Below are 15372 nucleotides of genomic sequence, written 5' to 3'. Positions count from 1 at the left end.
ACTAACTCGCGCCGTAACGATTGCCCGCGCGAGTGCCAGGTCCTTCGGACCCACAGACGGTAGTACCAGCAACAACAGCAGTTGAACATCGAGCGCGGACCCCACTCCAGGGGGGCGTCGTCCCGTTGAGCCCGCTGCCGCACCGCGGCAGGCGCGAGCGCCGGACGTACCCCTGTTGCTACCGGATCCACCAGGGCGTCTGCGCACTCGGAGAGAGGCGAAGACCCCTGAATACGAACAACACGCCGGACGCTGACCCGGTTCTGCTCGAGCACGCCACCACCGGCGCACCCGAGGTGGAGCAGATCGAGGAGCTCACCGCTACCAAGCCGGTCAGCGAGCAGAACCCGCTCTTCGCCGAGCTGGGCGTCCGCCCGGAGACCGTCAAGGCCCTCGAATCGGTCGGCATCACCCGCGCGTTCGCGATCCAGGAGCTGACGCTCCCGATCGCCCTCGCGGGGAGCGACCTCATCGGGCAGGCCCGCACCGGCACCGGCAAGACACTTGGCTTCGGTGTCCCACTGCTCCAGCGTATCGAAGCGCCGGGCGAGGGTGACCGCGCTGCGGGTGGCGCGCCGCAGGCTCTCGTCGTCGTGCCCACCCGCGAGCTGTGCGTCCAGGTCACGCGTGACCTCTCGGCGGCCGGCAAGACCCGGAAGGTTCGGGTGCTCTCGGTCTACGGCGGCCGGGCCTACGAGCCGCAGATCGCCGCGCTGAAGAACGGCGTCGACGTCGTCATCGGAACCCCGGGCCGCCTGCTCGACCTGGTCGAGCAGGGCCACCTGCAGCTGGGCGCGGTCTCGATCCTGGTCCTCGACGAGGCCGACGAGATGCTCGACCTGGGCTTCCTGCCCGACATCGAGCGCATCCTCGCCACGATCCCGTCCGAGCGGCAGACGATGCTGTTCAGCGCCACGATGCCCGGGCCGATCGTCGCGCTGGCACGGCAGTTCATGCGTCAGCCGGTGCACATCCGGGCCGAGGAGCCCGACGCCGGTCGCACGGTGCCCACCACGGCGCAGCACATCTACCGGGCGCACGCGCTCGACAAGTCCGAGATGCTCGCGCGCATCCTGCAGGCCCGCGACCGCGGCCTGACGATGGTGTTCTGCCGCACCAAGCGCACCGCGCAGAAGGTCGCCGACGACCTGGTCGACCGCGGGTTCGCCGCGGCCGCCGTCCACGGCGACCTCGGGCAGGGCGCCCGTGAGCAGGCACTCCGCGCGTTCCGCTCGGGCAAGGTCGACGTGCTGGTCGCCACCGACGTCGCCGCCCGCGGCATCGACGTCACCGGCGTCACCCACGTCATCAACTACCAGTGCCCCGAGGACGAGAAGACCTACCTGCACCGGATCGGCCGCACGGGGCGCGCCGGCGCCGACGGCGTCGCGGTGACGTTCGTCGACTGGGACGAGCTCACCCGCTGGACGATGATCAACACGGCGCTGGACCTCCCGTTCGCCGATCCGCCGGAGACGTACTCGACGTCGGATCACCTGCTCGCCGAGCTGGACATCCCGGCCGAGGCCACCGGCGTGCTCCCCCGCAAGGAGCGCACCCGGGCCGGTCTGGACGCCGAAGAGGTCGAAGACCTCGGCGAGACCGGCGGCAAGAAGGCCCGCCGCACCCGGGTCCGGACGCGCGACCGCAAGGGCGACGACCTCGACCCGCGCGCGCCCGAGGGCGAGGCCGCCGAGATCGAGCTGCCGGCCCGGCAGCGCACCAAGCCGCGGCGGCGGCTGCGCGGCGGTCAGGTGCTGGCCGAAACCCCGCTGCCGGAAACTCCGCTGTCGGAAACCCTGCCGCCGGAGGGGGCAGCGGAGCCGGCCACGGAGCCGGTGACGGCAACCGTGGCGACGCTCGCTCCCCCGGCGTTCCTCCCGGCCGCCGCTGTCACCGAGGCAACCGAGGACGGCGAGCCGATCGCCGCGGTCGACGGCGAGGACGGCGCTGCCCCGCGTCGGCGCCGACGTCGCCGGACCGGAACGAGCCGTGTCCGTCGCGGCACCGGCACCGACGCCGCGGACGCACCGGCCGACGCCGCCAGCGGCGAGTGACCGTGCCGCCGTCCGTGAACGGCCTGAACGGCTGGGCCTCCCCGGACGGCTCGGCGGGCGACGTCTTCTGGCGTCGCCCGGCCGGAAACCCGGCTGGAAACCCGGCCGGAAACCCGGCTGGGAGCCCGAACGGAAACCCGCCCGGGAGCCCCCGATCGGCGGTGCCGGGCCGAACCACCGGCTACGCCGGGCCTCCCCCCATGCGCCGCCCGTCCGAGGCGGTCGGGTGGGGCCCGGTGATCAGCCCGGGGCCGGTGCCACGCGCGCTGCCGACACAGGACCACGACGCGCTCGACCGTGACGACGCCCAGGCACGGGCTGTCACGGTCGGCGTCGGCGTACTGACGCTGGTCGTGCTGTTCCTGCTGCTCCTGATGATGGTCATCAGAGCCGGTACGGCGACCGGCATCTAGCCGACGCCCTCCCACACCATCCGCGCCCCGGTGTCGCCCGCCCGGGCGACCGAAACGGCGGCACCGACCGCGGTGGCCAGCAGCGCGATCATCAGCACCACCGAGACGACGGTGAGCACGGTCGAGCCGCTGCTGTTGCCGCGCGGCTGCTCACCGACCATCCCCCACTGGTCACGCTCTGCGTAGCCGCGCATCGGCTCGCGCCGGTTGGCACGCGCGCGCTCCACGATCAACAGCACCACGGCGACGACGGCGAGCAGCACCGCCATGTTGCGGGTGTCGAGCCCGAAGCCGCCGTGCTCGTTGATCGCGTCGGATCCACCGAGGAACTTCGCCAGGCGGTCACCGGTCTCCGCCGCGACGATCGACGCCCCCGCACCGGCCAGCGAGCTGAGCGCCAGCACCCAGCCGATCTTGGGCCTGAGCCGCGGCACCAGCACGTAGGCGAACGCGGACAGGACCGCGATCGGCACCAGGACGACCGCCGCGTGCACCACCAACGGGTGGGCCGGCAGGCCGAACACTTTCTCGAACACGGGAGACCTCCGCCGACAGGGTTACAGCCGTACCCTAAGGAACAGCCTGGCTAGTCACACGAAGAACTCCTGCAACAGGTTCGCGGGCACACTGGAAGCGTGACTCAGCTCGCGCCTCATCGCGCCTCCCGGGTCGTCTTCGACGCGTGCGGCTACCCGGTCGCCGGGTGGGACGCCCCCGCGGCTCCGAAGCGCGGCACCGCGTTGTTCGTCCCGGGCTACACCGGCAGCAAGGAAGACTTCGCGCCGCTGTTCGACCCGCTGACCGGGGCGGGGTTCCGCGTGGTGGCGATCGACCAGCCCGGCCAGTTCGAGTCCCCGGGCCCGGCCGACCCGCTCGGTTACACCGTCGAATGGCTCGGTGACGTCGTCCGCGCCGTGGCCACCGCGCTCGGCGACGGCCCGGTGCACCTCGTCGGGCACTCGTTCGGCGGCCTCGTCGCCCGCGCGGCCGTCCTGGCCGCACCGGCGGAGTTCCGGTCGCTGACGCTGCTGGGCTCCGGACCGGCCGCGATCGCCGGCGCCAGGCGCGACCGGATGACCCGGCTCGAGCCGCTGCTCCCCCGCGGCATGGAAGCCGTGTACGACGCCATGGAGGAGGCCGCCCGCAACGATCCCCGGTGGCACGCGACGCCACCGGAGGTAAACGCGTTCCTGCGGAAGCGGTTCGTCGCCTCGTCGGCGGCCGGCCTGCGCGGCATGGGCGACGCGTTGAGCACCGAACCCGACCGCACCGCGGAGCTCAAGGCGACCGGCGTCCCGGTGCTGGTCTGCCACGGCGAGAACGACGACGCCTGGCTGCCGCCGGTGCAAACCGACATGGCCGAGCGGCTGGGTGCCCGCCACGAGGTCGTCCGGGGCGCCGCGCACTCACCGGCGATCGAGAACACCGCAGCGACCGCGCAGGCGCTGGAGACGTTCTGGGTGCACACTAGGTAAATGGCGATTTCCGACCTCGGCCTCTACGGGCCGGAGAGCGTCACCTGGCGCATCCATGCCGATCCGTCGTTCGCTGTCGGAGGGCTGCGGGCGCTGCTGCTGCAGGCGCTGCACCCGGTCGCGATGGCAGGCGTCGCGGCCAACTCCCAGTACCGGGACGATCCGTGGACGCGCTTGCAGCGCACGGCGGAGTACGTCGCGGTCACCACGTTCGGCACGTCGGCGGACGCCGAGGACGTCGCGGCCAGGGTCCGCAAACTGCACCGGCGCCTGACCGCTGTCGACCCCGACTCCGGAAAGGTCTACCCGGTGGACGACCCGTCGCTGCTGCGCTGGGTGCACTGCTGCGAGGTCGACTCGTTCCTCTACGCGGCACGGCGCGGGGGCCTGCGGCTCTCCGACGCCGAGGCCGACCGGTACGTCGCCGAGCAGGTGCGGCAGGCCCGCCTGATCGGCGTGACCGACGAGGTTCCGCGCTCGGCCGCCGACCTGGCCGCGTACTTCGACGACGTCCGGCCGGTGCTGCGCGCCACCGGGCCCGCCTACGAGGGCCTGAAGCTGCTGAGCGTGCCCCCGATGCGCTGGTGGGTGCGGTGGGCGACCCCCGCGGCGCCGAGCTGGGGCGCGCTCGTGGCGATGGGCTTCGGGCTGCTGCCCAGCTGGGCGAAGCGGCTCTACACGCACCTGCCCGTGCTACCCGGCACCGAGCTGACCGCGACCGCGAGCCTCCGGGCCCTCCGCACGGCGGTGCTGGCGCTCCCCGCACCGGTCCGCGAAGGCCCCCACCTCAAGGCCGCCCGCGCCCGCGTCGCCGGCGTCCCCGTCCGCCGCCTGGAAGAACTTCCCGCGTAGCGGGAGTGGCTTGAACCTGGAGCCCTCCCAGGGCAACGCTGGCAGTCGAGCGCGAGACCGCCGCGTATAAGTGATACTCAAGGTTTCGCGCTCGCCTGTCAGCGTTGTTCTGGGAGGGCCGCCCACGGCTCCTTGGCGGGGCCGGCGGCCTGGCCCTCCGGGCAGTGGCGACGGAAGTCGCACCACGAGCAGCGCGGCCCCGGAGCGGGCGGAAAAGCCTCGTCGGCGGACGCGCCACGCTCTTTGAAGCTCGACTCGGCCTCCACCGCGTCCGCAGCAGTGGCTTCCGCCCGCCTCAGATGCCTCTCCAGGCGCTCCGGCGTGTGGACGTGGGTGTAGACCTCACCGGCGCTCAGATGATGCAGCTCGACACGCTGACACGGCCGCCGTAGCGTCCGCGCGGCGGCCAGCGCGTAGAGCGCCAGCGCCTGCGAGCCCGCGGCGTCCGATTCGGACAGCGGCGACCGGCCGGTCTTGTAGTCGACGACGACCGGCTCGCCGTTGCGATCGTCGAGCCGGTCGATGCGCCCGGAGACCGCGAGCGTCTCGGTGCGCATCGCCACCGTGCGCTCCAGCCCGAACGGCTCGGCGTCGGGATCGACCTTCTCCAGGTAGCTCTCCAGCCACCCGGCCGCGAGCTCCTTGGCCGACGCCTGCTGCTCGGCGTCACGGTAGCCGTCGGAGATCCACGCCTCGCGCAGCAGCTTGCGGCTCGCGCCCGGCGTCCGCTCCTGCCGGGGCAGCAGCCACCACGAGCGCAGGACGTTGTGCACCGTCGCGCCCAACGCGTTGTGCGCCCAGGGCGCACCCCTGGGCGGGGACGGCCGGTCGACATAGGTCATGCGGTACCGGCGTGGGCACTCCGCGAACGTGGCCAATTTGGACGGAGTGCAGGAGAAGAGCCGAGTCGGCATCCCGGCGAGCCCGAGTTGTTCCATCACGCTTGATCTTTCCACGGGGGTACGACGAATTCAGACCTTGATCGGAGCCGCCCCGGTCGCCAGCGAGACCAGCTCCTCGTACACCTCGGGCCGCGTGGTGTTCTCCCCGAGCCGCACGGTCTTGTTCGTGCCGTGGTAGTCGCTCGACCCGGTCGTCAGCAGGCCCAGGTCGGCGGCGATGCCCGCCAGCGACGCCCGCTCCGACGCGTCGTGGTCGGGGTGGTCCACCTCGACGCCGGTCAGGCCGGCGGCCGCGAGCTCGGCGTACACCTCGTCGTCGATGACCCGGCCGCGCTTGGACGCCTTGGGGTGCGCCAGCACCGTCACACCGCCCGCGCCGCGCACCAGCCGCAGCGCTTCGAGCACCTCGATGTCGCGCTTGGGCACCCGGTACCGCGCGCCCAGCCACTCGGACGCGAACGCCTCCGGCACGTCCCGCACCACACCGGCCGCGACCAGCGCCTGCGCGATGTGCGGGCGGCCGACCGGAGCGCCGTCGGCGATGGCCAGCACGCCCTCCCACGTGATCGGCGCACCGTCGGCCACCAGCATGCCGACCATCTCCTCGGCACGGGTCAGGCGGGACGCGCGCAGCATCGCCCGCTCCGCCGCGAATGCCGGCTCCGTGGCGTCGAACAGGTAGGCGAGCAGGTGCAGGCTGATCGGCCAGCCATGCTCGGGTTCCCAGAGACACGAGAGCTCTGCGCCCGGCACCAGGGTCAGGCCGGGCGGCAGAGCGTCGATCGCGGGCTTCCACCCGTTGGTCGTGTCGTGGTCGGTCAACCCGATGACGTCGAGGCCGGCTAGCGCTGCGTCGAGCACCAACTGCTCGGGACGAGTAGTGCCGTCACTGGCCGTCGAGTGCGTGTGTAGGTCGATCCGTTCCACGCCTCACAGTAGCCACGCTGCGTCGATCCGCGTCAGTCGCCCTCTTCGCCGACTGCCAGCATCTCCTCCGGGTCGTACATGACCTGGCAGAACAGCAGGTACAGCTCGTTCGGGTACGGCAGGGGGGCGATCTCGCGGAGCGCCTGCTCCTGACCGGCCGATTCGAGCACGAACGTGCCGTAGTTGAGCACCCGGCCGAGCGGGCTCTGCTGGTAGGCCATGTCGGTGACGCGCGCCAGCGGCATCATCGCGACCTTGCGGGTGACGATGCCCTCGATGAGCATCACCCGCTTGTCGGTGAGCACGAATTTGTCGAAGAACCAGTCACCGATGCGGAACCCGGCGATGAGCAGCAGCACGAGCCAGAGGATCGCGGCGGCACCGACCACGTAGGGCACGTTGGACATCGCGCCCACGACGTAGCCGAGCAGCAGCGTGCCACCGGCGAGCGCGAGCAGCCACTGGCTGACGTGGATCCAGTGCCGACGCCACTCCCCGCAGTACCGCTCGCTGTCGAAGAGGTACTGGGCGACGTGACGCGAGGGCTCGAGGATCGGGCGGTACGGCTTCGGCGGCGGAGGCGGTGCCGGCGCCGCGGTCGGCGGAGCGGGGGGCGGCGGACGGCCACTCGTCGGGTCCAACGGATCCGGCGGAGGCGGTGGCCCCGGACGCGGCGGATCGTCGTCGGTGGGAACGGGGGTGATGCCCAACCCGGCCGACGGCGGGTCGTTGAACGTCCGACGACCGAGCTCTCGCTCCGAACTCGACCCACTGCCTGGGTCGTCTGCGGCCATCGGCGCACCTCCTGGAGGGGACGGAAGTGGAGTGGTTACTAGAACACGTTAGACACGAACGTCCCGAAACCGGTGGCGATGTCACGCAAGCCGTCGCCCAGCGAGCGCAGTAAGTTCGCCGCGTCCCCGGGTTGGGTCACGATATAGAAGATGAGAAACGCGACCACGATCCAGCCCAGGGCCTTTTTCACTGCAGCCCTACCTCCCGCTCGGCGACGAAGGCCGTTCTACCATCGCGGGCAAGCGGGAGCGAACATGCTGAGGTCGTGTCGGCGGGTCAGCTGACTCCTTCCTCGGGGGCGTCCCATTGAAGGTACGGCGAGAGCGCCCCGAACGGCAACGGTCCTGGTAGCCCATCGCGACCGTCTAGCAACACAAAGTGCTCAGCAAGCACATAGCCCGCTTCTTCCGGCCACGCGATCGCCCACAGCCACATGCCTTTGGCTTCGCCCACATAGGCGCATCGGTCGTGCGCGGCCTGGATCGACCAGAGTGGCGTCGGGTGCCCGGCGGCGACGATCTTCGCGTGCGCGTTCGTGTCCAGCAGGCCGCCACAGAGGATCTCGCCCGGGTCCGGTCCGGACAGGCCCGCGAGGCGCGAACCGAGCCCTACGCCGGGCTCCTCGGCTACCAGGACGACGTCGGCCACCCCGCCGAGCGGCGCCGGCCCCGTGCAGGCCACAGCCGTGGCTCCGATCGGACGACGGTCGTCACCGGCCCACGCGAGCCCGGTGACGGTCCAGTCGGGCAGCATCGGCCACGGCAGCCACACCGGCACCCCGGCGTCCACGCGCACCGCGTCGAGCACGTCCGTGCCGAGCTGGCGGGCGACGTGCAGCGGCGGCACGGCCCCGTGCACCGGGCAGCGCCAGTCGCTGTGCATCAGGTCCGGGGCGCGCACGGTGTACGCGCAGCGTGGACAGCAGGGCGGTGTTGACACAGCGCAACCGTCCGCCTTCGGGAGGTCTCCCGTCAAGACCTGACAGGTTCGGACAATTCGGTCAGGCTAAATCTCCACTGCGTAACGCCTGATCCACGCGTGCATCGCGATGCCCGATGCGACCCCAGCGTTGATCGATCGGGTCGACCCGAACTGCGCGATCGAGCACACCAGGTCGAGGCCGGCGCGGGCCTCGTCGGACAGCCCGGGCCCCTCCTGGCCGAACAGGAAGACGCAGGCGCGCGGCAACTCGACGGTCTCCAGCGGCACGGCGCCGGGCAGGTTGTCGATGCCGATCACCGGCAGTTGCTCCTCGGCGGCCCAGGACAGCAGGTCGGTGATGCCCGCGTGGTACCGGATGTGCTGATAGCGGTCGGTCACCATCGCACCGCGGCGATTCCACCGGCGGCGGCCCACGATGTGCACCTCGCGTGCGAGAAACGCGTTCGCGGTGCGCACCACTGTCCCTATGTTGAAGTCGTGCTGCCAATTCTCGATGGCAACGTGGAACGGGTGGCGGATCCGGTCGAGGTCCTCGACGATCGCCTCCCGCTTCCAGTAGCGGTACCGGTCGACGACGTTGCGTCGATCGCCGCCGGCCAACAACTCGGGGTCGTAGTGCGCGTCCGGAGGCCACGGCCCCTCCCAGGGCCCCACGCCGACCGCGAGCTCGACCTCGTCTGAACTGTCGGGTTCCCGACGGAACTCCACATCACCTGCCACGCCAGTCACCTTATGAGGCGTCTAAGAGGTGGCATCGACTCACTGGGGAGCTAACGGGCCTTGACCATCGCCACGCTGATACCGGAACAACGGACCGCACCGGACACGGAGCCGGAGGAGGAAGGCAACCCACCCACCCCCTGGTGGCAGCGCGCAGCGCTGATCGCGGTCGAGGGCGGGATCGCCGTCGCCGTCGCCCTCGCATTCGTCGCCTGGTCGCGCCGCGTCGACACCAACCCGCTCAACCAGATCGCGCAGGTCAGCGCGTTGGCGCACTTACAGCTGCAGCTCTGGGTGCTCGGCGCGGTCGGGATCGTCGTCGCGCTGGCGGGTGCCCGCTGGGCCGGACACCGGTTCGCCCGGTTCGCCGAGCCGATCGCCTGCGCGGTCACCTCCGGGGCGGCCACGAGCATCGTCGCGGGGGCGATACTCGTGGGCCTCAACGGCACGCCCTGGGGCGTGGGCGGCCGCTCCCACGACTCCAACAACCTCGCTCACTGGGCCACCGCGCTGTCCGACGGCCACTCGATCACCAGCCCGATCTACCCACCGGCGTACGTCTACGCGCTGTCCTGGCTCTCCGACCTCACCGGGCAACCGGCCTACTACGCCTTGAAGGACCTCCAGATCCTCGGTACGGCCCTGCTCGGCCCCATCACCTATCTCGCCTGGCGCATGGTGTTCCGGCCGCTCTGGGCGCTCGGTGCGGGCACGGTGGCGGTGCTGCCGGTCCTCGACGGGTACAAGCCCGCCGGCGCGATCGTCGTCGCGGTGTCGATTCCGCTGTTCGTCGCGATCACGAGTGCGTTCCGCCGCTCGGTGACGCTGCGGGTGCCCGCTCTGGTGGGGATCGGCGCCGGGCTCGGTGTGCTGCTCGGTCTGCTGCTGCTGACCCACCCGGTGTACGTGCTCTGGCCCGCGCCGGGCGTCGCCATTGCTGTTCTGCTTCTGACGCCGTGGCGGCGGGCCTGGTGGCGAGCGCTCGTGCTGTTGGGATCGGGCCTGGCGGCCCTGGGTGTGGTCTGCGGCCCGTACCTCTACCGGTTCCTGACGGGCGTCTCGGATACGCACGAGAACTACTTCTATTTCGACGCCCTGCAGGAGCCGGCGTACTTCTTCCTGTGGCGGGGCAGCTCGCGCCCGGCCGGTGACTGGCCGATCCCCGGGGAAGTCGGTGGCGTCGGCGTGTTCGGGCTGCTGGTGGCCGTCGCGATCGGGGTGGCGCTGGCGCTGGCGTACCGGCGCAGCCTCGTGGCGACGGTGATCCTCTGCTTCGCGAGCGTCTGGGTGTTCCGCTTCTCCACCGCGGCGCGGATGTCGGGGCTGCACGAGGTGCGGCTGTGGCCGCGCACCAGCGTGATCCTGATCTACTGCGCGCTGCTGCTGATCGGCGCCGCGGTCTTCGCGGTGTCGCGCAAACTCGGGCGGACGCAACCGCCGGCGGCGACGCTCGGCGTCGTCGTGGCCGCGCTGCTGATTTTCGGGATGGCGGGCTCGGCGACGGCGTCGCGGTACCTCCCGGACGGGCCGGGCAAGCCGGGTTCGCTGACCTGGGCGGCGCAGCACACCCGCTTGCTCGACGGCTCGTGTCCGCGGTGGGTGGGGTCCAGCTGCTGGTAGCTCAGGCCTTCGGCTCGGGGCGGCCCGGTTGTTCGCCGCCCCGGGCGTCGCCGTAGGAACGCTTGGGCACCATCACCTTGCGACGGAAGACGCAGACGACGGTGCCGTCCTGCTTGTAGCCCTTGGTCTCGACGTAGACGACGCCGCGGTCGTCCTTCGACTTCGACGGCGTCGTGTCGAGGACCGTCGTCTCGCCGTAGATCGTGTCGCCGTGGAACGTCGGCGCGATGTGACGCAGCGACTCGACCTCGAGGTTCGCGATCGCCTTGCCGGAGACGTCGGCCACCGACATGCCCAGCAGCAGCGAATAGATGTAGTTGCCCACGACGACGTTCCGCTTGAAGTCCGTCGTTTCCTCGGCGTAGTGCGCGTCCAGGTGCAGCGGATGGTGGTTCATCGTGATCAGGCAGAACAGGTGGTCGTCGTATTCGGTGACCGTTTTTCCGGGCCAGTGCTTGTAGACAGCGCCGACCTCGAACTCCTCGAAATACCGCCCGAACTGCATGCGAACGCTCCCTACTACTCGGGGGTAGCCACCCGCTGGTAAGCGGGGATCTTGCCGGGGCTTTTCGGCGCATGCAGCGATCAGTGTCACACTGCCCGTCGTGACTACGCTTACGCCGGTCGGAAAGCGGATCAGGATCGGCGCGACGCTGCTCGGGCTGCTTCTGCTGGTCGTCACGACGCTGTTCGGAACCGACGACGACTTCCCCGCGGCCCCGTTCCGGATGTATTCGACGACGGACAAGCTGGACGCTCCGGTGAAGTCGCTCCGCTTGGAGGGCGTGACCGTCGACGGCGAGCGGATCGTGCTGACGGATTCCGACACGGGCCTGCGGCGGGCCGAGATCGAAGGCCAGCAGGAGCGCATCAAGGCAGATCCCGGGCTCCTGGACGCGGTCGCCGAGGCGTACCACTCGCGCAACCCTTCCCAGGCGCGGCTGGCCGAGGTGGACATCGTCGTACGGTTGATCCAGCTCCGGGACGGACGCCCGACCGGCTCGTACGAGGACACGACGACGGTTCGGCGGGAGATCGCATGATCGAGCGCTGGTTCTTCGCGCCGGTCGCGCTGGGTCGGATCGCGATCGTCCGCACGATCGCCTATCTCTTCGTGCCGATCGACGTCTTCCTGATCACGCCGTGGGCGCTGGCGCACCGGGACGTGCCGGTGGAGCTGTACCAGCCGCTGCGGATCGCGCGGCTGCTGTCGCTGCCGTCGCCGACACACGCGATCACTGTCGGGCTGTGCGTCGCGCTGGTCGTGTGTGCGCTGGCGGCGGCCACCGGACGGGCTCCGCGCATCCTCGGGACCCTGGTCGCGGTGCTGTACCTGGCGTGGATGCTCGTCGCGATGTCGTACGGCAAGGTCGACCACGACCGGGTCGGTTACATGGTGCTGCTGGCCGTGCTGCCCACCGTCGGGCCGGCGCGGTGGGTCGACCGGACGCCCTCGGAACGGGCCGGCTGGGCCATCAAGGCCACCGCGATCGCCGTCGTCTGCACGTACTTCCTGGCCGCGTGGGCCAAGTTCCGGTTCGGCGGCGTCGACTGGCTCACCGGGGCGACGTACACGAAAGCCGTGCTGCGCCGCGGGACGATCTTCTCGGACTGGACCGTGCACGTGCCGTACCTGCTGGTGCTGGCGCAGATCGGCACGATCGTGTTCGAGCTCTGCTCACCGGTGCTGCTGTTCCTGCGCGGGCGCTGGCAGACCTACGCCGTGCTGTTCCTGTTCGGATTCCACGCGATGGTCTACGCGGGCCTGACGATCGCGTTCTGGCCGCACCTCGTCGCGCTGGCCGCGCTGCTCCCCCTGGAGCGCGCGCGACCATGGCTGGTGAGCCGGCGGCTCAGCCGGCGAGGCGATCCCGTTCCGCCTGGGGCAACGCGCACGTAGCCGTACCTCCCGGGAGCTTGTCGCGGTTGCGGGCGACCCAGCGGTAGACCGGCCAGGCCAGTTTCCGGACCGGCGCGGACCTCAGGACGTGCCCCGCCGGACGCCAGAACGAGCCCGCGTCGATCAGCAGCTCCGCGATGGCGTCCGGACCGGCGGCGCGGCGCTCGTCCGACACCCACTGAACGGCGGTCTCCGCCTCGTCGACGGTGAGCTCCAGCGCGTCCAGATCGGTGCGCTGCCAGGCGACGACGGCCGCGGAAGTCGGGATGCGCCGCTCGATGAAGCGAGCGCACGTCGAACAGAACGCGCAGTCGCCGTCGTACACAAAAGTTGCCACACGACACAGTATCCCGCCTACTGGCCCTCGAACGCATGTTCGAATACGGTGGACCCGTTCGAACAACGACGGGAGCAGCGATGCGCTGGAACCACATGCGGTTGCAGTCGGCCGAGGCCGACGTGGGCGGGACGGCTTCGGTCCCGCTCCCGCTGCCGCTCGAGGGCGCCGGTGTCCGGGTCCGTACGATCGACACCCCCGAGTTCCGCGGGGTGACGTTCTACGAGATCCGGGCCAAGTCGGTTCTCAACCGGGTGCCGGCGTCCTCGCCGGTGCCGTTCCGCTGGACGGTGAACCCGTACCGCGGCTGCACGCACGCGTGCACCTACTGCTTCGCGCGGAACACGCACACCTATCTGGACCTCGACGCGGGCCACGACTTCGACTCGCGCATCGTGGTCAAGATCAACGCCGGTGAGCTGCTGCGCCGCGAGCTCGGCGCCCGCTCCTGGGCCGGCGAGCACGTGGCGATGGGCACGAACACCGATCCCTACCAGCGCGCCGAGGGCCGGTACGGCCTGATGCGGGAGGTGCTGACGGCGCTGCGTGACCACGCCAACCCTTTCTCGATCCTCACCAAGGGCACACTCGTGCTGCGCGATCTCGATCTGCTGACCGAGGCAGCGCAGGTCACGGACGTGCGGGTGAACGTGTCGGTGGGATTCGTGGACGCGGCGCTGTGGCGTCAGGTGGAGCCGGGAACGCCCAATCCGCGGGCACGGCTCGGGGTCTGCCGGGCGCTGACCGACGCCGGTATCGGGTGTGGCGTCCTGATGGCGCCGGTGCTGCCCTATCTCACCGACACCGACGAGCACCTCGAGGCCACCGTCGCCGCCATCGCGGAAGCCGGGGCGGTCGCGGTGACCCCGCTGCCGCTGCACCTGCGCCCGGGCGCCCGGGAGTGGTTCTTCGGCTGGCTGCGGGGCGCGCGGCCCGATCTGGTGGGCTCGTACCGCCGGCTGTACCGCGCAGGCTCCTACGCACCGTCCGAGTACACGCAGTCGGTCGTCGCCCGGGTGCGTGAGATCGCGAAGTCCTACGGCATCGGGGGCCGCTCCCCCGGCGAGGCCCGGGCCATCGAGCCGGAGATGCCGGCGTCCCAGCAGCTCACGCTGCTCTGAGCTTGCTGCCGTCCGGGCCCGGCCTGGGGACCGGTCCGGCCGGCGGCAAAACCAGGGTCCGGGCGCAGCACCCCTGCGCCCGGACCCTCTTCCTCAGCCCTTGAGGCCGTACTCGCGGAGCAGGCCGCGGCTGATGATCGTCTTCTGGATCTCCGACGTGCCCTCGCCGATGAGCAGGAACGGCGCCTCACGCATGAGCCGCTCGATCTCGTACTCCTTCGAGTAGCCGTAGCCGCCGTGGATGCGGAACGCCTCCTGGGTGACCTCGGCGCAGTACTCACTGGCCAGCAGCTTGGCCATGCCGGCCTCGACGTCGTTGCGCTGACCGGCGTCCTTCAGGCGGGCCGCATTGACCGTCAGCGCGTGCGCCGCCTCGATCTTCGTCGCCATCTCGGCGAGCTTGAACGCGATGGCCTGGTGGTCCACGATCGCCTTGCCGAACGTCCGACGCTGCTGGGCGTAGGAGACGCCGAGCTCGAACGCCCGGATCGCGATGCCGCAGGCCCGGGCGGCGACGTTCACTCGGCCGACCTCGATGCCGTCCATCATCTGGTAGAAACCACGACCGGCCTGCTCGGGGCCGCCGAGAATCGCCGTAGCGGGTAGCCGGGCCCCGTCGAAGATGAGTTCGGTCGTCTCGACGCCCTTGTAGCCCATCTTCTCGATCTTCTTCGGGATCGTGATGCCGGGCGCGGTCTCGCCGAAGCCGGGCTCCTTCTCGACCAGGAACGTCGTCATGTTCCGGTAGACGGACTCGGCGCCCTCGTCGGTCTTGACGAGGGTGGCCACCACCGACGACTGCGCGCCGTTCGTCAGCCACATCTTCTGGCCGGTGATGAGGTAGTCGTCGCCGTCCTTCTTGGCGCGCGTGCTGATCGCGGAGACGTCCGAGCCGAGCGACGGCTCGGACATCGAGAACGCCCCGCGGACGTCGCCGGTGGCCATCTGCGGCAGCAGCCGGGACTTCTGCTCGTCGGTGCCGTGCTGACGCAGCAGGTACGCGACGATGAAGTGCGTGTTGATGATGCCCGAGACGCTCATCCAGCCCCGGGCGATCTCCTCCACGACCAGCGCATACGTGAGCAGCGACTCGCCGAGACCGCCGTACTCCTCCGGGATCATGAGCCCGAACAGGCCCATCTCCTTCATCCCGTCGACGATGGCATGCGGATACTCGTCCGCGTGCTCGAGCGCCTGCGCGTGCGGGATGATCTCCTTGTCGACGAAGGTCCGGACCGTGGCCAGGATGTCGGTCTGGATTTCGGTCAACCCGTGGGTCTGCGCGAGACGAGCCATCAGGCGATCTCCTCC

Annotated in this window: 18 protein-coding genes; 8 read left to right on the top strand and 10 right to left on the bottom strand. The window is 70.6% G+C overall.

Translation table 11 applies throughout. The features are described from left to right. Positions 1–125: 125 nt before the first annotated feature. Together ACGFY5_RS40930 and ACGFY5_RS40925 are read left to right on the top strand one after the other, a co-directional pair. Positions 126–2057, top strand: a complete 1932-nt coding sequence (locus ACGFY5_RS40930) for a DEAD/DEAH box helicase (protein ID WP_392729682.1) — start codon at positions 126–128, stop codon at positions 2055–2057. Positions 2058–2059: 2 nt separating this feature from the next. Then, positions 2060–2470 (top strand): hypothetical protein, encoded by a 411-nt coding sequence (locus tag ACGFY5_RS40925; RefSeq protein WP_392729679.1) that lies wholly within the window; start codon positions 2060–2062, stop codon positions 2468–2470. Here ACGFY5_RS40925 and ACGFY5_RS40920 read toward each other — a convergent pair. Next, a complete protein-coding gene (locus ACGFY5_RS40920) occupies positions 2467–3006 on the bottom strand; it encodes a DUF2231 domain-containing protein (protein ID WP_392729676.1) in 540 nt (179 codons plus the stop codon). The two genes, ACGFY5_RS40925 and ACGFY5_RS40920, sit on opposite strands and share 4 nt — an antisense overlap. A 99-nt stretch (positions 3007–3105) precedes the next feature. On the opposite strand from ACGFY5_RS40920, the gene ACGFY5_RS40915 reads away from it, so the two are divergent. Next, positions 3106–3945 carry an alpha/beta fold hydrolase gene (locus ACGFY5_RS40915; RefSeq protein ID WP_392729674.1) on the top strand — a complete coding sequence of 280 codons (840 nt, stop codon included), beginning with the start codon at positions 3106–3108 and terminating at the stop codon, positions 3943–3945. Further along, entirely contained in the window at positions 3946–4797 is an 852-nt protein-coding gene (locus tag ACGFY5_RS40910; RefSeq protein ID WP_392729672.1) for an oxygenase MpaB family protein, read from the top strand. 98 nt (positions 4798–4895) lie between these two features. On the opposite strand, the gene ACGFY5_RS40905 is transcribed toward ACGFY5_RS40910, so the two are convergent. From ACGFY5_RS40905 to ACGFY5_RS40880, 6 genes are all read right to left on the bottom strand, one after another. After that, positions 4896–5735, bottom strand: a complete 840-nt coding sequence (locus ACGFY5_RS40905; protein WP_392729671.1) for a RecB family exonuclease — start codon at positions 5733–5735, stop codon at positions 4896–4898. A gap of 33 nt (positions 5736–5768) precedes the next feature. Then, on the bottom strand, positions 5769–6626 hold the full coding sequence (locus ACGFY5_RS40900; protein ID WP_392729668.1) for a PHP domain-containing protein: 858 nt from the start codon (positions 6624–6626) through the stop codon (positions 5769–5771). A 32-nt stretch (positions 6627–6658) separates the two neighbouring features. Beyond that, a complete protein-coding gene (locus ACGFY5_RS40895; protein WP_392729667.1) occupies positions 6659–7420 on the bottom strand; it encodes a PH domain-containing protein in 762 nt (253 codons plus the stop codon). Between the two features lie 38 nt (positions 7421–7458). Next, positions 7459–7611: a hypothetical protein gene (locus tag ACGFY5_RS40890; RefSeq protein WP_170323475.1), complete on the bottom strand. Its 153-nt coding sequence runs from the start codon at positions 7609–7611 to the stop codon at positions 7459–7461. Positions 7612–7697: 86 nt separating this feature from the next. Then, the gene (locus ACGFY5_RS40885) at positions 7698–8360 is read right to left on the bottom strand and encodes a DUF6758 family protein (protein WP_392729664.1); all 663 of its coding nucleotides are present in this window, start codon (positions 8358–8360) and stop codon (positions 7698–7700) included. A gap of 66 nt (positions 8361–8426) precedes the next feature. Beyond that, positions 8427–9083 carry a TrmH family RNA methyltransferase gene (locus ACGFY5_RS40880; protein ID WP_392729662.1) on the bottom strand — a complete coding sequence of 219 codons (657 nt, stop codon included), beginning with the start codon at positions 9081–9083 and terminating at the stop codon, positions 8427–8429. 60 nt (positions 9084–9143) lie between these two features. On the opposite strand from ACGFY5_RS40880, the gene ACGFY5_RS40875 reads away from it, so the two are divergent. Continuing rightward, positions 9144–10703, top strand: coding sequence for a hypothetical protein (locus ACGFY5_RS40875; RefSeq protein WP_392729659.1), 1560 nt, complete (start codon positions 9144–9146; stop codon positions 10701–10703). Position 10704: 1 nt separating this feature from the next. Here the strand turns inward: ACGFY5_RS40875 and ACGFY5_RS40870 are convergent, their stop codons facing one another. Continuing rightward, positions 10705–11208: a MaoC family dehydratase gene (locus ACGFY5_RS40870; RefSeq protein ID WP_392729657.1), complete on the bottom strand. Its 504-nt coding sequence runs from the start codon at positions 11206–11208 to the stop codon at positions 10705–10707. A 100-nt stretch (positions 11209–11308) separates the two neighbouring features. On the opposite strand from ACGFY5_RS40870, the gene ACGFY5_RS40865 reads away from it, so the two are divergent. Further along, positions 11309–11746, top strand: a complete 438-nt coding sequence (locus ACGFY5_RS40865; RefSeq protein ID WP_392729655.1) for a hypothetical protein — start codon at positions 11309–11311, stop codon at positions 11744–11746. Further along, entirely contained in the window at positions 11743–12603 is an 861-nt protein-coding gene (locus tag ACGFY5_RS40860) for an MFS transporter permease (RefSeq protein ID WP_392729653.1), read from the top strand. Before ACGFY5_RS40865 ends, ACGFY5_RS40860 begins: the two co-directional genes overlap by 4 nt. Here ACGFY5_RS40860 and ACGFY5_RS40855 read toward each other — a convergent pair. Continuing rightward, entirely contained in the window at positions 12557–12940 is a 384-nt protein-coding gene (locus ACGFY5_RS40855; protein ID WP_392729650.1) for a thiol-disulfide oxidoreductase DCC family protein, read from the bottom strand. The genes ACGFY5_RS40860 and ACGFY5_RS40855 overlap by 47 nt on opposite strands. Positions 12941–13020: 80 nt before the next feature. Between ACGFY5_RS40855 and ACGFY5_RS40850 the strand changes: the two genes are divergently transcribed. Continuing rightward, the gene (locus ACGFY5_RS40850; protein ID WP_392729647.1) at positions 13021–14061 is read left to right on the top strand and encodes an Rv2578c family radical SAM protein; all 1041 of its coding nucleotides are present in this window, start codon (positions 13021–13023) and stop codon (positions 14059–14061) included. 93 nt (positions 14062–14154) lie between these two features. Here ACGFY5_RS40850 and ACGFY5_RS40845 read toward each other — a convergent pair whose 3' ends face one another. Continuing rightward, positions 14155–15357 carry an acyl-CoA dehydrogenase family protein gene (locus tag ACGFY5_RS40845; protein WP_392729645.1) on the bottom strand — a complete coding sequence of 401 codons (1203 nt, stop codon included), beginning with the start codon at positions 15355–15357 and terminating at the stop codon, positions 14155–14157. Positions 15358–15372: the final 15 nt, after the last annotated feature.

Origin of the sequence: Cryptosporangium sp. NPDC048952 (assembly GCF_043197895.1) — a bacterium.
Classification (GTDB): domain Bacteria; phylum Actinomycetota; class Actinomycetes; order Mycobacteriales; family Cryptosporangiaceae; genus Cryptosporangium.
The sequence above is the reverse complement of the archived record's forward strand: the minus strand, read 5'-3'. Positions and strand labels throughout refer to the sequence as shown.

Coding starts and splice junctions, on each gene's coding strand:
- ACGFY5_RS40910 (WP_392729672.1), top strand. CDS start 3,946: ATGGCGATTTCCGACCTCGGCCTCTACGGGCCGGAGAGCGTCACCTGG.
- ACGFY5_RS40905 (WP_392729671.1), bottom strand. CDS start 5,735: ATGGAACAACTCGGGCTCGCCGGGATGCCGACTCGGCTCTTCTCCTGC.
- ACGFY5_RS40895 (WP_392729667.1), bottom strand. CDS start 7,420: ATGGCCGCAGACGACCCAGGCAGTGGGTCGAGTTCGGAGCGAGAGCTC.
- ACGFY5_RS40870 (WP_392729657.1), bottom strand. CDS start 11,208: ATGCAGTTCGGGCGGTATTTCGAGGAGTTCGAGGTCGGCGCTGTCTAC.
- ACGFY5_RS40860 (WP_392729653.1), top strand. CDS start 11,743: ATGATCGAGCGCTGGTTCTTCGCGCCGGTCGCGCTGGGTCGGATCGCG.
- ACGFY5_RS40850 (WP_392729647.1), top strand. CDS start 13,021: ATGCGCTGGAACCACATGCGGTTGCAGTCGGCCGAGGCCGACGTGGGC.
- ACGFY5_RS40845 (WP_392729645.1), bottom strand. CDS start 15,357: ATGGCTCGTCTCGCGCAGACCCACGGGTTGACCGAAATCCAGACCGAC.